At 59.0% G+C, this 16,215-nt stretch carries 15 protein-coding genes; all 15 read right to left on the bottom strand.

Annotated features, from left to right (window positions below):
- Positions 1-26: 26 nt before the first annotated feature.
- From kdsB to EZM41_RS12670, 15 genes are read right to left on the bottom strand one after another with little or no spacing between them, the layout of a single operon-like run.
- Positions 27-767, bottom strand: a complete 741-nt coding sequence (gene kdsB, locus EZM41_RS12740; protein WP_198471536.1) for a 3-deoxy-manno-octulosonate cytidylyltransferase — start codon at positions 765-767, stop codon at positions 27-29.
- On the bottom strand, positions 712-3,042 hold the full coding sequence (lpxK, locus tag EZM41_RS12735) for a tetraacyldisaccharide 4'-kinase (RefSeq protein ID WP_198471534.1): 2,331 nt from the start codon (positions 3,040-3,042) through the stop codon (positions 712-714). The genes kdsB and lpxK overlap by 56 nt, the downstream gene beginning before the upstream one ends.
- Entirely contained in the window at positions 2,990-4,852 is a 1,863-nt protein-coding gene (locus tag EZM41_RS12730; protein ID WP_198471532.1) for an ABC transporter ATP-binding protein, read from the bottom strand. Before EZM41_RS12730 ends, lpxK begins: the two co-directional genes overlap by 53 nt.
- Positions 4,747-5,892: a cdisaccharide synthetase gene (locus tag EZM41_RS12725; RefSeq protein WP_198471530.1), complete on the bottom strand. Its 1,146-nt coding sequence runs from the start codon at positions 5,890-5,892 to the stop codon at positions 4,747-4,749. Before EZM41_RS12725 ends, EZM41_RS12730 begins: the two co-directional genes overlap by 106 nt.
- Positions 5,856-6,965, bottom strand: coding sequence for a lipid-A-disaccharide synthase (locus EZM41_RS12720; protein ID WP_198471528.1), 1,110 nt, complete (start codon positions 6,963-6,965; stop codon positions 5,856-5,858). The genes EZM41_RS12725 and EZM41_RS12720 overlap by 37 nt, the downstream gene beginning before the upstream one ends.
- Positions 6,950-7,768 carry an LpxI family protein gene (locus tag EZM41_RS12715; RefSeq protein WP_198471526.1) on the bottom strand — a complete coding sequence of 273 codons (819 nt, stop codon included), beginning with the start codon at positions 7,766-7,768 and terminating at the stop codon, positions 6,950-6,952. Before EZM41_RS12715 ends, EZM41_RS12720 begins: the two co-directional genes overlap by 16 nt.
- Positions 7,769-7,780: 12 nt before the next feature.
- Positions 7,781-8,848, bottom strand: coding sequence for an LptF/LptG family permease (locus tag EZM41_RS12710; RefSeq protein ID WP_342449337.1), 1,068 nt, complete (start codon positions 8,846-8,848; stop codon positions 7,781-7,783).
- Between the two features lie 19 nt (positions 8,849-8,867).
- A complete protein-coding gene (locus tag EZM41_RS12705; RefSeq protein ID WP_198471524.1) occupies positions 8,868-9,359 on the bottom strand; it encodes a KdsC family phosphatase in 492 nt (163 codons plus the stop codon).
- A complete protein-coding gene (lpxA, locus tag EZM41_RS12700; protein ID WP_232619377.1) occupies positions 9,352-10,155 on the bottom strand; it encodes an acyl-ACP--UDP-N-acetylglucosamine O-acyltransferase in 804 nt (267 codons plus the stop codon). Before lpxA ends, EZM41_RS12705 begins: the two co-directional genes overlap by 8 nt.
- 5 nt (positions 10,156-10,160) lie before the next feature.
- Complete coding sequence (fabZ, locus tag EZM41_RS12695; RefSeq protein ID WP_198471521.1) at positions 10,161-10,601, bottom strand: 3-hydroxyacyl-ACP dehydratase FabZ; 441 nt, start codon at positions 10,599-10,601, stop codon at positions 10,161-10,163.
- Positions 10,598-11,437, bottom strand: coding sequence for a UDP-3-O-acyl-N-acetylglucosamine deacetylase (gene lpxC, locus EZM41_RS12690; RefSeq protein ID WP_198471519.1), 840 nt, complete (start codon positions 11,435-11,437; stop codon positions 10,598-10,600). Before lpxC ends, fabZ begins: the two co-directional genes overlap by 4 nt.
- Entirely contained in the window at positions 11,427-12,485 is a 1,059-nt protein-coding gene (gene lpxD, locus EZM41_RS12685) for a UDP-3-O-(3-hydroxymyristoyl)glucosamine N-acyltransferase (RefSeq protein ID WP_198471517.1), read from the bottom strand. Before lpxD ends, lpxC begins: the two co-directional genes overlap by 11 nt.
- A gap of 11 nt (positions 12,486-12,496) precedes the next feature.
- On the bottom strand, positions 12,497-13,702 hold the full coding sequence (locus EZM41_RS12680; RefSeq protein ID WP_198471515.1) for a hypothetical protein: 1,206 nt from the start codon (positions 13,700-13,702) through the stop codon (positions 12,497-12,499).
- A gap of 32 nt (positions 13,703-13,734) precedes the next feature.
- Positions 13,735-15,546, bottom strand: coding sequence for a BamA/OMP85 family outer membrane protein (locus EZM41_RS12675; RefSeq protein WP_342449330.1), 1,812 nt, complete (start codon positions 15,544-15,546; stop codon positions 13,735-13,737).
- Positions 15,547-15,569: 23 nt separating this feature from the next.
- A complete protein-coding gene (locus EZM41_RS12670) occupies positions 15,570-16,199 on the bottom strand; it encodes a hypothetical protein (protein WP_198471513.1) in 630 nt (209 codons plus the stop codon).
- Between the last annotated feature and the right edge of the window lie 16 nt (positions 16,200-16,215).

The following is a 16,215-nucleotide window of genomic DNA, read 5'->3' as shown; positions in this document are numbered from 1 at the left end:
GAAGGGGCCGATGTCAACTCTCGCCCTCACCGCGCCTCATCTCCCCGTCCGGCCAGGTAGTTTTCCAAGGCGGCTATGTCTTCGGGCGTATCGACCTCTATTGTGTCGCGCTGCGTTTCGACGCAGCGTATCTCATAGCCCATTTCGAGTATGCGCAGCATCTCCAAGCTCTCGGCGTGCTCGAGTGGTGTCGGCGGGCACTTGGCGAGCTCTAAGAGGAAATCCCGCCTGTAGGCGTAGGGGCCGATGTGTTTGTAATAAGGCGCCTTGGGATTTCGCTCGTAGGGCACGGGAGAGCGACTGAAGTAGAGGGCCCTTCCGTCTCTGCGGAAGACGACTTTCACGACGTTGGGGTTTTCCACCTCGCGCTTCTTTTCGATCTCCTTGACGAGCAGCGCAACCTGAACCGAACTGTCAGATTTCAGGACGTCTACGAGCGGGTCTATCATGTCGGGGCCCACCAGCGCGTCGTCGACTTGCACGTTGAGGACTATATCCCACCCCTGAAGCTCCTTTGCCACATAGGCAACGCGATCGCTGCCGCTGTGCAGATCCTTCGGCGTGATGATCGCCTCAAAACCCCCCAACTTGGCCACCGCCGCAATCCTCTCGTCGTCGGTGGCGACGACGATGCGCTCCACCTTAGATGAGCGGCTCACCCCTTTGGCCACGCGCACCACCAGGGGCACTCCCCCTACCGGCAAAAGCGGCTTACCCGGCAGGCGCGTGCTGCCGAAGCGCGCCGGGATGATCGCTATGCTCTTCATGACCTGCATCTCCCCCCAAACTTTCAGCAATCTTTCGCCATACGGCGCAACGAAGCGCCAATCCCATCTCGTTCGCGACGTAGCGAACGACGTCTTCGACGGCCCCACCGCCGCCCATGTTCCTGCGGCCGGCCTCGGACATCCTCGCCTTCAGATCACTATCCGTCAATATCCCGTATGCCGCCTCAGCTAAGGAACCGGCCTCAGGAGCTACGAGCAGCTCGGCATCTCCCAAAAGCTTTTTCTGCACGAGCTTGCCCTTTTCTATGATAGAAAGCACCGGCACGCCCAAGGCGGCACAGAGCTGGTTTGCCGTCCCGCCGAGGCCGATGACGATGTCTGCGCCGCGGGCAGCATCTCCCACCGGCATGTCCGTCACCGCCACGCATAGCCCTTCACTCTTCAGAAAGGGCGGATCCCAGGAGAAGCCGCTCGAGGCGGCGACCAACTTTTCAAGGTCGAGCGTCGGAGCGAGCACCATGAGGAAGGCGCAATCCATGCGACGGGAAAGCAGGAGCGAAGCCTCGAGGAGCAGCGCCACATCGCGGTATGCGCGCTTGCGACTGCCCGGAAGCAATAAGACCTTTGCAGAGACATCGGCCGGCCAATGCCTCCCTCCCTCTTCATTATCACCGAGAAGATCTACAATGGGGTTCCCAGCATAGACGGCGTTAACGCCAACTTTTTTCAGCTCCAGCGCAGTTTCGGGGTCGCGCGTCCACACGACGAGGGCGCGCTTGCGGAGGATGCAATGCTCTATATGCCAATGTCCCCTGATGCGCTCGCTCTTCGCCGTCGCCAGGAGGAGCGGCGGCAGGCCCTGGCCGAATAGGGCATGGAGCAGGAGGTACACGTCGCCGACGCAGATGGGCGTGCGGCACTTCCCGCGAAGATCTTTCCATGCGCCAAGCTGCTTTATTATCTGCCTCAAGAGACCGGCCCGCAGGTCCGCCAAAAAGTCCCTCAGATTGTACTTTATAATGCCGCCGCTCGGCGTTTCCACCGGAGAAGAGACGACCCTAACGCCGCAATCCCTGTAAGACTCCCCCCTGCCGACCAGAGGAAAGGCCTCTACGGCGACGCCGGGCGCCGCTTTTTGCAACCTCTGGGCGAGGAGAGCACCTATGGAGTCCTCCCCGTGGCCGTTTGAAGCCACGACCACCTTTGGGAGCAGATTGGAAAGCAGTGCCCGCCAGAAGCGCCCTTCGTCGTCTATTTTTACCGCCACCCTGGGTATGAGGAGAGACCGCGCTCGCCATCCTTCCGGCAGGTTGTAGATGTCTTTCTCGGTGCAGCTTAAACATTCGGTGCCTGCCTCGTCGGCCGCACGGCATATGCGCTCCATGTCGCGCAGACTGTAGCGGTGGTGATCGCGGAAACGGGCCTCACCGACCACGCGGACGCCGCACTTTTCCAAAGAATCGCGGAAGCTCTCCGGGTCGCCTATGGCCGAAAAGGCCATAACGCTCATGCCCTCTACCTCTTCGAAGGGCAGATCGACGAAGGAGCCGCGCCAAGAGGACCACTTCTCCACGACGAGAGTCGATAGGAATATCGCCTCTTCAGGGACGTGGCGCGATATAGTCTCCAACAACGTCTCCACCTTCTCCCGAGGGGCTCGGTCGGCCTTCGTGATCACCGCGATGTGGGCCCTCGAAAGGGACGCAGCCGGTTCGCGCAGAAGCCCGGCGGGGAAGAGCTTGCCGTTTCCGAAAGGGCACGTCGCATCGATCAAGACTATGTTCACGTCGCGCCCCAAGTGCCTGTGCTGAAAGGCGTCGTCCGCCACGACGATTTCGACGCCGGCGCGCTTCAAGGCCTCCACGCCGCGCCGCCTCCGCTTGCACACGGCTATCGGAACGTCAGGGAGGCGCGACGAGAGCAGGAGCGGCTCATCCCCCACCGCATCTCTTTCACCAAAGCCGGGGAAGGCGAGGTCGTCGGCGTTGCGGCCGCCGTAGCCGCGCGTTACGATTCCTACGGAAAGGCCCATGTCACAAAAGCGGGAGGCGAGCATCTCGACGAAGGGGGTCTTGTTCGTGCCGCCCATGGTGATGTTGCCTACGCTGATAACGGGCAGAGGCGGATCCCAGACAGATGCGATGCCGTGGTCGTAGGTCCAGTTTCTGAAGGCCACGCCCATCTGGGCGACGTAGCCCAACGGCGAAAGCACCTGCCAAGGCGAAAGTGCCTTTTTCTCCCTCGCAAAGGACAGGTAACTGTCAACGATGCACTGCACGTCTATCACCGAACTGCAGGCTGTAGAGCCTTTCATACAGGCCGTGCCTCGCCATGAGCGCGGCGTGGTCTCCCATTTCGATTATACGACCGTCCTCCAAAACCACTATCCTGTCCGCATGGCGCACCGTCGAGAGGCGGTGAGCGATGACCAAGGCCGTGCGCCCCTCCATCGCCTTGGCCATCGACTCCTGAATCTTCTGTTCCACGGCGGCATCTAAGGATGAGGTGGCCTCGTCCATGATGATTATCCTCGGATCGCGAACTATGGCCCTCGCTATGGCTATGCGCTGCCTCTGCCCTCCGGAAAGCGTCACGCCCCGCTCTCCGATCTCCGTATCGTAACCCTTAGGAAGAGAAAGTATGAAGTCGTGGACGCCGGCCACAGAGGCAGCCTTGCGGATATCTTCCATGGAGGCCTGCGGACAGCCGTAAGCTATGTTGAAGGCTATACTGCCTTTGAGCAGGATCGGGTCTTGCGGCACCACACCTATCTGCCTGCGCAAGGTTTTAAGGTCGAGCTCGCGCACATCGTGCCCGTCTATGAGGATGCGCCCCTTTTGGACATCGTAGAAGCGGAGGATCAGGTCCGCTATCGTCGACTTCCCCGCCCCGGTGGGACCAACTATGGCGACCTTCTCTCCCGGCTCGACGGCGAGGTTAACGTCCAAGAGCACCCAGCGCTCGTCCTCGTAGGCGAAGCTCACGTCTTCAAAGTCGATGCGCCCCTCGAGGCGCTCTATGACCACGGGAAAGGCCGGGGGCGGCACGTCGGTGGCACGGTCTGTAACCTCAAATATGCGCTCCGCCGCCGCAAGGCCCTGCTGAATTTGAGACACTATGTGGCTCAAAACCCTCACAGGCTGTACCAGCAATCCCAAATAGCCCAGGAAGGCGATGAGCTCTCCCGGCGTGCTTTGGCCACGCACAACGTCGCGCCCGCCGAGCCACAGGATCAGAGCAAGGGCGGCGATGAGCGTCACCTCCACAGCTCCCGAGAGGACTGCCCGTATCTGAGTCCCTCGCAGCATTGCGCTGAAGTGGCTGCGGTTCTGCTTGCGAAACCGCTCCAACTCCTCGTCCTCCGTGGCGAAAGAGCGCACTATGCGCACCGCCGAAAGGGCCTCCTGCGCCACCGCCGAAAGGCGGGCCATCTGCTCCTGAATCTCGTGCCCCACCGCTCGCAGCTTCTTGGAGGCCTTATCCAGCATCCATGCGGTGAAGGGCAACACTGCGGAGGTCACCAGCATAAGCCGCCAGTTCAAGAAGAAGAGGAATATGACCACGGCCACGAATGTCGTGCCGTGGACGACCAAATCGACGAGGACGTTCGTCAGGAGCTCCTGGACCGCCCTCGAGTCGTTGGTGAGGCGGGAAACGAGCTCGCCAACGCGCTTGCCGTAGAGATAGCGCAACGACATGCGCTGCATGTGGTCGTAGAAGGCGATCCTTATGTCCATGACCGCCTTCTGCCCCACCCAGCTCATGAGGTATTGATGTCCGTAAGTGGCGACGGCCTTGCCCAAAAAGAGCAGCACTATGCCGGCAGCCAATAAGTTCAGCAGGCCGGTCCTTTTCGCTATCAAGACGTCGTCGACCATGTTCTTCAACAGCCACGGCGGAGCGACGGAAAAGAGCGAAGCCAAAAGCATGCAGGCCACGCCGGCTATTAAACGGCTTTTATACGGCTTGAGATAAGCGATCAGCCTGAAATACGTGCCCCGCTTGCTCAAAACGGCCCTCACGAGATCAGCTCCTTCAGGCGGGCGCAGAGGCGAGCAGATGCGCCCCGCGACGCCGATTCCGCAGAGATGCGCCTGAGCTCCTCCCTGCAGGAGGACTGCCATTCGCGGTCACTCAAGCGCTCGAATATCAACTGGGCCAGCGCCTGAGGTTTGACGACTCCCACGATCTCCGGCAACACCTCACGCCCAGCTATGCGATTAGGCCAACTCAGGTAGCCTCTATGTTTGGCCGCCACGCGCAGGACGAACTCCTTAAACGTGCCGCCTATCACGGGGAGCCCAGATGCCCAGCCCTTGACGCCCGATACCGGGATATCCCGCAGAAAGGCGAAAGGCACGACGACGAGGGCCGGCACGGCCATGTGAAGCAGCTCGAGCGTATTCGTGCCGGGCTGTGTCAAAGCCATGTCAGCATCCGCAAGGACCTGGCGAGTGCCGGAGGTAGTCGGATTCAACCCCGCCTCGGACCACATTTCCCTCTCCTCGCGCGTGCAAAAGGGCGAGAGGAGCGCTGCAAATTCGACCCTATCGTCGAGCTCTCTTAAGATCTTGACGACTTCGCCGAGATACGATAGCGCCCTTTTGCGTATGGCCGGCCTGCTCCCCGGAAAGAGCGCGATCTTTTTGCTCTCTTTCAGCTTCCAAGGCGAAACCCCATCGTCAACCATCAGGGCATCAGCGACGAGGTCTCCTATGGGCTCGGCCCGTATTCCTTTTCTCCTCAAACCCTCAGCCATGTTCTCGAAGGCCGTCCACGCGGCCGCGCATCGGGAAAGCCCAGGTTTATAGCCATAAGTATAGCAGGCCAAGGGGGAGCCCTCCGCGCGCGCCAGCGTCCGCCCGAAAAAGAGATCGCCGCCGAGCTGAAGCACCAAATCTATACCCCTCCCGCCCCGCCGCATCTCCCAAAACTCCCTGAAGGCGCCGCTGGGGCCGACCACTTCCACGTTCCAGGAGCCGGCCAAAAGCTCTTCTAAACCCGTGGCAAAGGGACAGGAGAGCAGCCACACCGTAACAGCTAAGCCGCGATTCGACAGCTCGCGCACGAGCGGGCGCGCCCAGCCCCACAGCTCGCCCGGCCCGTTGACCAAAAGGCAGACCCGCCTCATGGCGACGCGCTCTCCGCGACCACCCTGGCCCACATGCGATAAGCTCCCCGTTCTCCCAAGAGGCTGCGGACGCGGGCGAGCTTCTCGTGCACGGCCTTGGCATCATTTCTATAACGCTTGAGCGCGGAAATTATGAGCTCCCGGCGCGCGCGAGCTTGCAGGAACTCCGGATATATCTCCTCCCAAGCCAATATGTTGGGTATGGAGAGCCACCTGATATCGACAAGGAGCTTGAAGAGCGCGTAATTCATCCAAGAGCTTTTATATAATACTACCATAAAACGATCCAAGAGCATCGCCTCCACGGCGGCCGTGCCGCTCGCCCCCACGACGCAGGACGACGCGGCGATCAGATCCCTCCCCTGTCCTTCGTAAAGGCAGCACCCTGCAAGCTTACGCCGGAGATAGGATTTATTCCCCTCTTCGAGGCCGGGCGCTACGGAAAAAACCGGAAAATAACCGAGATCTTCGAGAGGCTCTACGAGGGCCTCGAGCACGGGAAGGAGCCGCTTTACCTCGCTTTTACGGCTTCCGGGGAGCAAGGCCACCATATCTTTGCCCTGGACATTTGATATCAGATCCTGCGGCGGTTTATAATCAGCAAAATCATCGAGCAGCGGATGACCGACCCAAAGGCTTTTTAAGCCGTGGGAGCGCAGATTATCGTGTTCGAATTCGAAGAGAGGAAAACAGCAGGCATCGAGCGCCTTCAAGACATCTGCGCGGCCGGACCTCCAAGCCCAGACGGTAGGAGGTGCTATATAAAAAACGGGGACATCGAAGCCCGATTTTCTGAGGCGCTTCAGGAGAGGGATGTGGAAGTCCGGACTGTCTATGACGACGACCGCACGAGGTTTTTCTGCCAAGGCGGCTTTAGCGATCTCGCCCCTGAGGCGCAGCAAGCGAGGGAGCGCCGCAACGGCCTCTACGGCACCGACGATCGAGAGCTCGGAGGAAGGCCAAAGGGCTTCACCTCCGGCTTCTTGCGACTTAGGGCCGAGCATGCCCCACACTCGGTCGCCAAAGCCGAGATCGCGCAGGGCTTTCAGCAAACCAGCGCCGTAGGCGTCGCCGGAGGCCTCCCCACAGCTTATGAAGATCGACAAGGTGCTACCCCCACCACAGCTATGTCTCTCTTTGAAGCCGCCCTCTTAAAACGATCTGGGTCGAGGATTATAGTGCGCCCGGCTTCCACGGCAAGGCATGTCAGCCCCGAGGCGGCCATGTTTTCGATGGTCTTTTTGCCTATAACGGGAAGATCGTAACGCTCGTCCTGATCTTGCCGCATCATCTTCACGACCACGCCGCCCCTGCACACCCTTCCGGCACGGCGCAGCGTTAAATCTGTCCCCTCCATGGCCTCAACGGCTACGACGGCTCTGCCCTTCACGACCACAGTCTGGCCGAAGGACAAGGGCAGGATGTGCGAGGCTACCCCCACACCGTAACTTATGTCTTCCGCCTCTTCTTGAGAGGGCTTTCTGCCGGCGATATGCCCGAGGGGCGCCATCCAATCTTCTATGATGTGCCGGTATTTGAGGACCGCAAACCCGCGCTCTTCCATAACCTTAACTATCGCTCCCAACAGTGAGTGATCGTCTCTGGAGGAAAGCTCCGCGAGGAGCTTCTTCATGGCGGAGTCGAGCATCGCCGGCTCGTACATGAACGTCTTGGAGACGAGACCTGCTAAAATCACGTCCCTAACACCCTTCGCCTCCATGTCGGCGAGAAGCGCTTCGAGCTCCAAGCGCGAAAGCACGACGAGACTTCTGGCATGCTCAAAGAGTTCGTCATGCGCGGGACCTATAGAATAGACGAAAGGGGCCTCACCGCGGCTATGAAGCCGCCTCGCTATCTCAAGCGGAAGCAGGCCGCCTCCGGCTACGAGAGCCACAGATCCGCCATCCATGCCATTGCCTCCTTAGGCCGTATTGGCGCGCCTGATAAGCGCTCCGCCGATCAAAAAGAAAAGAAGATTGGGAAGCCACGCGGCGAAAAGTGGCGGCATATACCCGCTCTCTCCCATGGCTTTACACAGCGACATCAATACGTAATAGAAGAAGATGACTATGACGCTCACTCCCAGACCAACCCCTGAGGTGGCGCGCCGCGAGCGCACTCCCATGCTCGAACCCACCATGGCCAACACCACGCTGGCCCAGGGCACCGCCAGGCGAAGGTAAAGCAGCATCTGCAAGGGCCGCACATCGGCACCCTGCGCCTCTACGAGGGCAATATATTTGTGCAGCTCGAAAGCGCCCATCCTCTTGGGATCTGCAGCAGCGCGCTCGACCTGTGCCGGGGAAAGGGGCAAGGGAAGGCGCTGACGCGCAAATTGTGCAGACCCCGAGACTTGACCGTCGGATGAAACCTCAAAGGCCCTGCCGCCTTCGAGCCACCACTCCCCGCCCTGCCAACTCCCCTTTTCTGCCAGCACGATGCGCTTCAGCGAACCCTCGTTGAACTCCTGGACCAAGACGCCCTCCATAAGGCCACTGCGAGGCAGGAGTTTTTCTATGTATATGACCCGCGAGAGCCTTCCCGCTTTTTCTTCCCTCAAAAACAACCTTTCCCTCAGCAAGGACGGGCGCTCGCGCGCAATTTCATACCTCAAAACGTGCTCCGCAGCCCTATCGGCCAACGGGACTATCGTCTCGTTCAAAAGGAGGGCGGCGCACCCTACGACTAGCGCGACCATCAAGAGGGGGCGCACGATGCGCTGGAAGGCCACGCCGGAGGCCTTGAGTGCCACCAGCTCCGATTGGGAAGACAGCTTCGAGAAGCAGTAGATGGATGCCAGAAGCATGGCCATCGGTAAGGTGAGCACTACCACGCTGGGCAACCTGTAAATGAAGAGCTTGGTCACGATCCACAAAGGGACGCCGCGCTCCACGATGAGATCGGCCAGGTCGAAAAGGAGGTCTCCGGCCACCAAGAGGAGCGAAAAGGCGAAGATGCCGAAAAAAAAGGGAGGTTTCAGCTCGTTTATGATGAAGCGGTCCAGGATCTTAATGCGACGACTCCCCTTTCGCTACTGATGCATTGAGTTCCAAGATCCTCTCGGCAGCCTCGCGAACGGCCCCATGACCGCCGCAGGAGTTCGTCACCCAATCCGACACGGCTTTGACCTCGGGCATGGCGTTGGCAGGAGCTATGCCCAAACCGGCCCATTCTATAGGGGGCAAGTCGTTCACGTCGTCACCCATATACGCCACCTCTTCCTTCGAAAGATCGAGCTCGCGGGCGAGTTTCTGCAAAATGGAGAGTTTCTCGCCTACGCCGTTGTAAACGCGATCCACGCCGAGGTCCTTCGCCCTCTGGTCCGTGGCCGGCGAGGGGCGCCCGCTCACGAAGGCTATGACGACGCCGCTTGCTTTCAGGCGCGCTATGCCCATGCCGTCCTGGATGTCGAAGCGTTTCCACTCGCCACCCTGACCGTCCATGTAGACGCCGCCATCGGTCAGCGTCCCATCCACGTCCATAGCAAAGAGTTTAATCATCCTCTCGATCCCTTTCACAGGAGGCGCCCCACGGCGTCACTCCCCTTTTCGATGAAGTTATAAAACGGGTGAGCTCCTCTTGGAATTCGTCGCCGGGGTATCGAGCGGCGAGCTCGCGCAATGCCTCTTTCATCGCGAGGCCGGAGCGATACAGGATGCGGTAAAGACCTGCTATGTGGCTTCGAGTTTCCCTGTCAAAGCCGTTTCGCTTCAATCCAACGACGTTTATGCCGTAGATGCGGGCCGGGTGCCCGTCAGCGAGTGAGTAAGGTGGGATATCCTTTATGACCTTGGCGAGGCCGCCCACCATGCAGAACCTGCCTATGCGGACGAACTGATGAACGCCTACAAGGCCGCTCACGACGGCCTTCTCCCCCACCTCCACATAGCCGGAGAACCCGGTTTTGTTGGCCACCACCACGCCAGGACCCACCTTGACGTTGTGGCCGATGTGGACCCCTTCCATAAGATAAGCGCCTGAACCGATGCGCGTGCAATTTCCCTCGCCGCTGGCTCGGTGGACGGTGACGTTCTCTCTCAACGTAGCGTCGTCGTCCACGCACACCCAGCTCTCCTCGCCGCGAAAACCGAGATCCTGCGGCTCCATCCCCAAGACCACGTGGTCGAAACACCTGCACCCCCGGCCCAAGGAGACGTAATCCGATATGTGCACATATGCCCCTATGACGGAGCCCGCACCTATGCGGACGCGATCACCCACGATGCTGTAGGGGCCGATGGATACGTCGTCGTCGATTTCGGCCTTGGGCGAAACGATCGCCGTAGGATGAATCATCCGCTTCACTCCGGCTCACCGAGCTTCTTCGCCACCACAAACGTGAACACGGTTTCAGCCACCACCTCGCCGTTAACCTTGGCGACGGCAGCTACTTTGCCAACCTTGCCGCGCATTTTCAAAACCTCGGCTTCGGTGATCAACTGATCGCCGGGACGGACCGGCTTGCGGAAGCGCGCGTCGTCGACACCGGTCAAAAACGTCACCTTGCCCACCATTTCGGGCCGCAGGACTATCATCATCGCCGCCACCTGCCCCATTGACTCCAGCACGAGCACACCCGGCATAACCGGGTCATCGGGGAAGTGGCCTTGAAAGAACGGCTCATCTATGGTGACGTTTTTGAGCCCGATTATCTTGCCCTCCTGAAGGTCTAATATGCGATCTACGAGCAAAAAGGGATATCTGTGCGGCAATGACTCCAGGATTTTGTGAATATCGATCACGTTAGATCCCCCCTCGGGCGGATTCGGTCTATCCTGTCTGCAAGGGCGAGATGAAGGTCATGACCAGCACGGCATGCCACCACATGACCTGCGAGGCGGCACCCCAATGTGGCCAAATCTCCCAAAAGGTCGAGGAGTTTGTGGCGGACGAACTCGTCGGGGAAGCGCAGGCCGCCTCTGTTCAATATGCCATCATCACCTATCACTACGGCGTTTTCGAGCGAGCCGCCGCGGGCCAAACCACTCCTTCGCAAGCCCTCGACTTCGTCGAGGAAGGCGAAGGTGCGCGCAGGCGCTATCTCGCGCTTGAAACGCTCGGGGTCGATCTCAAGTGATAGGTATTGCGCGCCCACCGATGGATGGTTGAAAGAGATGATATAGGTCAAAAACAGCGCTGCACCCGGCAGGACACAGATCGACCGCTCTTTAGGCGGATCATCCACACCTATAGGGAAGGAGATCGCAAAGGCCTCGCTGATCTCGTCGCTTTCGACTATGCCTGCGGATTCTATCGCCTCCACGAAGGGGAGGGCACTGCCGTCCGCAGCCGGCACCTCTTCTCCATCCACGGCTATCTCGAGGTCATCCAAGGCCATGCCGAAAACGGCGGCCATCAGGTGTTCCGCCGTGCGAAGGACCTTACCGCCGGGAAAGCGAAGGTCTGTCCCTCTGCCAGAGCTTTCACCTTTCGCCTGCGCCAAGGGGAAGCTCTCGTCTCCGAAGGTAAAGCAAAGCCCTTTTTTGCCCGCAGGGAGGAGGCGCAACCGGGAGAATCGTCCCGTGTGCAGGCCAACTCCGGAAAGTTCTGCGGGGCGGGATAAACCCCTACGAGTCATTGCCCTTCACCTGTTCCGACAATTTATCGACCCGTTTTTTAAGATCGTCGAGCAGGCTCACGAGGTCCGGCAAACGGTGAAGGATGGCCTGAACTTTCAGCTCTTCTCTGTGGTCGCGGGCAGGGAAGCCAGAGACGATCTTCCCGGGAGGAATATCTTTGGTCACGCCTGCCCTGGCAGCCACTTTGGCATCCCTTCCGATGCGCGCATGATCCCTCACGCCGCTTTGAGCTGCCATAACTACCCCGTCTTCGAGATGGGCGCTGCCTCCGATCCCTGTCATGGCCACCAGCACGCAGTTGCGCCCGATCCTGGCGTTGTGCCCTACGTGCACGTGGTCGTCTATTTTTGTGCCGGCGCCTATCAGCGTCTCACCCATCGTAGCCCTGTCTATGGTGACGGCAGCTCCTATCTCCACATCGTCCTCCACGACCACCCTGCCGATCTGCGGGATCTTCGCGAGGCCGCCCTCGCTCAAGCTCTCAAATCCGAACCCATCACACCCTATAACGCTGCCGCCGTGAATCAGGCAGCGCCTGCCTATTACGGTGTCGCGATATATCACGACCATGGGCTCTATGCGCGTTCCCTCTCCTACTTTGACGTTTTCACCCACGAAGACGTGGGCCTCCAGGACCGCACCGGAAGACAAATGCGCGCCGGATTCCACTACGCAGAGCGGCCCGATATGGACATAAGGGTCTACCGAGGCTTCGGGATGAACGACCGCAGAGGGATGAATGCCCGGCGGAAAGCTCCTCGGTTTACAGAAGAGGGTAAGCAGCTTCGCCAGGGCACCCCTCGGGTTTTGGACCTCTACCCCGTCTCGGCCAGGTTCTATCCATCCGGGAGGCGCCAAAAGCGGCACGTCTTCAGGAAGCCCCTCGAGCACTTTCTTCTCCCAAACTGGAGTTATACGGCTCGCGTCGGCGCTCCACGGAGACGTCACGCCCGAAACGAGCCGCCTTGGGTTGCCCCTGACAGAGCCGCCCACTTCTTTAGCTATATCTTCCAGCGAAAAAACTGCTTCATCGCTCATTAGTGTCATTGGTGCCTCACCTACAGATTTCCCAACGCCCTAAGGCTCAGGGAATCGTTATCTCTTTCGTCATAATGAAGCTCTATTGCTATATGCTCGGTGATACGATATCCTAACCCCCAATTATCTTGACCGTCGTCATTGCGACGCCACCAAAAATAGGGCCTTTTAACGCCGCCCTCGAGCCATAACCGCGCCCACCCTTTTTCGCCCGGATAGGCCACCTCGTAGCCCAGCCATATCCTGAGCCATGGAGACCAGCGCAGCCCCCAGCGACTCTCGAGGTCGGCATCGTTAACTTCAAGCACCCACTCGCCGTATAGTTCGACATCCCAACCGGAAAGGGGTTGCGCCTTGCGCCCCAAGTGAAGGCCGATTTCGGGATAACGATCGTCGGTGCCGGCATAAGCGGCGGCCCAAACCCAGGCCGTATATCGGCTACTTTCAACATCCGCCTCGAGCCGGCTCAGGCGCTCCGGCTTAAAGCGCACGTCGGCGACGCCCCGCGCCTCTGAGATGATTCTCTCCCCCTCGAGCGTCTCCTTGGCCCAAGACTCCACCTCCGCGGCGTGGAGGGAGACCCACTCCAGCGGCATCCCCACGATAGGAGAGAGCGTCTCGATGACGTCCTCCCTCACGTTTGAGATCAAAAACACGGGGAGGGAACGAGAAAATATACGCGGCTCCACGAATAAGACCAGCGGGGGGCGGGGAGAGAAGGAGACTTCCAAGGTCACCGCCTTCTCTTCGGCCTTGACCAAGAGGTGCGGCTCCCATCCCGGAAGGCGCTCTCCCAAGAGGCGCGCCACTTCCCCGTGGAGGGCCCTATCGCCCCATCTCAAAGCTTCCACGGGCACGCCTTCGAGGAGAGTTAAGATGGAGGAATCAACCCCCTTTATGTCTCCCTCAAACCAGGGAGAAAGGCTTTGCGACATCTGCGGCGGGACGATGCGCACCCGCCAATCGGACGCCGCCCTGGGGGTGAGGAAAAGGAGCACCCCCCCCGCTTGAACCTCGACGGAGGAAGCCTCATACCCTTCGAAAAGCCTCCCTGCCACGAGGGAGAGCATCCTGACCTTTTGCTCTTCGGAATAACGAGGCGACATCTCACGCCAGACGGCGGAAAGAGCTTCTTTAGCAGCACTGGCCAACCACTCGGGCGGACCAACCACCGCTACGGGCTCACAAGCGGCCTCTGCCTTGCCCAAAAAAAAGCAAAGGATCAACAGGGCAGCGCATCTCCGATACGGCATCTCATTCAGAAGAGCTCGCCGAAGCCGAAGTGGGTAAAGGTCTCGTAATCGCCCTCTGCGACGTCAAGGCGGATGTTGCCCAAAGGAGTTTTGACGCGCACACCGAAGCCCCAAGCATCGTGCAGGTCAGAAAGGCTGAAACTGCTGCTGTCTCTTTCGATATGGGGAGGGACTAGGACTCCATCCTGATAGCTCTCCGGCTTCCATTTTACGCCTCCCCAGGCGTTGCCCACATCGTAGAAGATGACGAAGCCAACGGCCTCCTGTATGGGGATTCTGAGTTCCACGTTCGCCAGAAACATCTCGCTCCCCTCGAACTGATCTTCCTCGTAGCCGCGCAGGTCTTTGTTCCCGCCCAAGAAATACTGGTCGGCCCAGGGAAGGGTGCCGCTTGAAAAGCCAGCCCTCACACGAGCTGCCAGTATCGCCGGGTTATCCTTCGTGCCGAGCTCCGCCCCGAACATATCCTGCAGAAAGGTAAGTGGTGTATAATATCGCCCCTCTATCCAGTATTTGGTATAGTCCCAGTCGCTTCCCATTATGCTCATGGCCTGCTGTATGTTGAGAATTTCCACGTCGCCTTTGGGATAGCTCAGATACCTGTCCGTGTTTGTCCTTTGAACCGTCCCCAAGACGGAAAAAGTCTTACCGCTGCTCAAAAGGTTCCTGACAGCCTCATAGTCTACGGGCCCTTCGGAGTGCCACCAGGTGGGGTCTACCGAAGAGTCGTGCCAATCGAGCGTCACATACCAGTTCATGCGGGGGTCGTGCTTGAACTTTCTGCCGGCGCCGATGTAATAGCCGGTCCTGTCCTCATCGTATTCGAAGATCGTGTCGCCTCTGTCGTCGACATAGTTGATATCTTCCCACTGATGTTTGTAAACGCCGACTTTCCAAGAATAATACTGCTCGTCCATAAAAGGCTCCTCGTAGGAGATCCAATATTGTTCGCGGTCGCCCGTCTCGAAGCCCACGGTAGCCTTGTGTCCTTTTCCCTGCCAGTTTGTGTCTTCATACACAAGACCGCCGCTCCAGCCGCTACTCGAGCCGTGGCCCATAGAGACGCCTATGCGGCCTGTTCTCTGCTCTGTAACGGTTATGACTATATTCATCACTTCTGGCTTATCGGTGGGCTCAAAACCCACACTTACGTCTTCGAAATACCCGAGCCTCTGGAGCTTGTTGAGGGAGTGGCGCATATACGTGGCGTTGAAGACATCGCCTTCCTTTATCGGTATCTCCCTGCGGATCACATTGGTTTTGGTCCTCGTGTTGCCCTGTATTATGATCTCTCCCACACGGGGCTCCACTATCTGCACTTCGACGATCCCGTTTTCAAAGCGCACATCCTGCATCCTCACGAGGACATAGCCAGCTTCCCTGTATTTATTCTGAATGCGCTCCAAGTCGTGCCGGAAGAAGACGCGATTGAAGATGCTTCCAGGGACGGTGAAGACCTCTTTCATCAGCTCTTCGTCGCTGTATATCGAATTGCCCTCAAACCTGATCTCCTTCACCGGAGGATTTTCCTGCACCACATAGACGACCTTCACGCCGTCGGGCCTGGTCTCCAACCTGACATCTACGTATGAAAAAAAACCCAAGTTGTAGATAGCCTCTATGTCCCTGTCGATCTGCTCCCTGCTCAATCGATCCCCCACCTTGGTCCCGACAACACCGAGGACGTACTGCGAGGCTATCTCTTTGTTTCCCTCCGCGGCAAGCTCTACAACCACAGGCTGCTGCGCCGCTGAGCTTCCGCAAATTGCTACGGTCAAAAATACCGCTAAAACTATCATAACAACGAAGTGCCTCACCGCTCAATCACTCTCCCGAAGGATCAAGGTTTTTCAAAGATAATGGGCGAGTCCTCACCCCTCAGTGCCCGTTCACCGATCTGCACGAGGGTGAGAAACTCCTCTAAAGGCACAGAGGACGCTTCGGCAGAAAGGGGAGCCTCGCCGTTACCGGAGGCAGATCGCGATGACGCTTCCGGTCTCGAAGGCATCATCATTTCTGCCTTTTTGTCCCGAGATAGAGTAGATCCGGATACTTGAAAATCGGCAAATTGCTCTTCTCTTGTCGAAGTAAGGCTCTCCCTGAGGAGGTTTAACAGCCTGCCTTCATCCTCGGTCACGAATTCCAAGCGAAGGTCGGGAGCATCGAAGCCAAGGCGCTGGATGCGCCCTCCCTGATCTTTGGAAAGTGGAAGGTTGGAGAGCGGAAGAGCCGTGGCTAAAACGATAACCACGCCGAGGAGGACTCCCGCCGGTCGAAGGAGCCGCCATGGCGAAATAGTCTTCCTGTGGTGACCTTTCGAGGCGCAAAAGCGCCACATCTCTTCGCCGGCCATGTCGAGCTCTGCCTTAGCGCACGCGAGCTCCGCCATAGCCGCCTCCGGCTTGCCGGCACGCCAGGCAGCTATGCACCGCTCTACCCACCGTTCTATCCGCTTTAAGCGCCCTTCCACGATTACCCCCGCCCCG

The sequence above is a fragment of the Acetomicrobium sp. S15 = DSM 107314 genome (assembly GCF_016125955.1).
Taxonomy (GTDB): domain Bacteria; phylum Synergistota; class Synergistia; order Synergistales; family Thermosynergistaceae; genus Thermosynergistes; species Thermosynergistes pyruvativorans.
The sequence above is the reverse complement of the archived record's forward strand: the minus strand, read 5'-3'. Positions and strand labels throughout refer to the sequence as shown.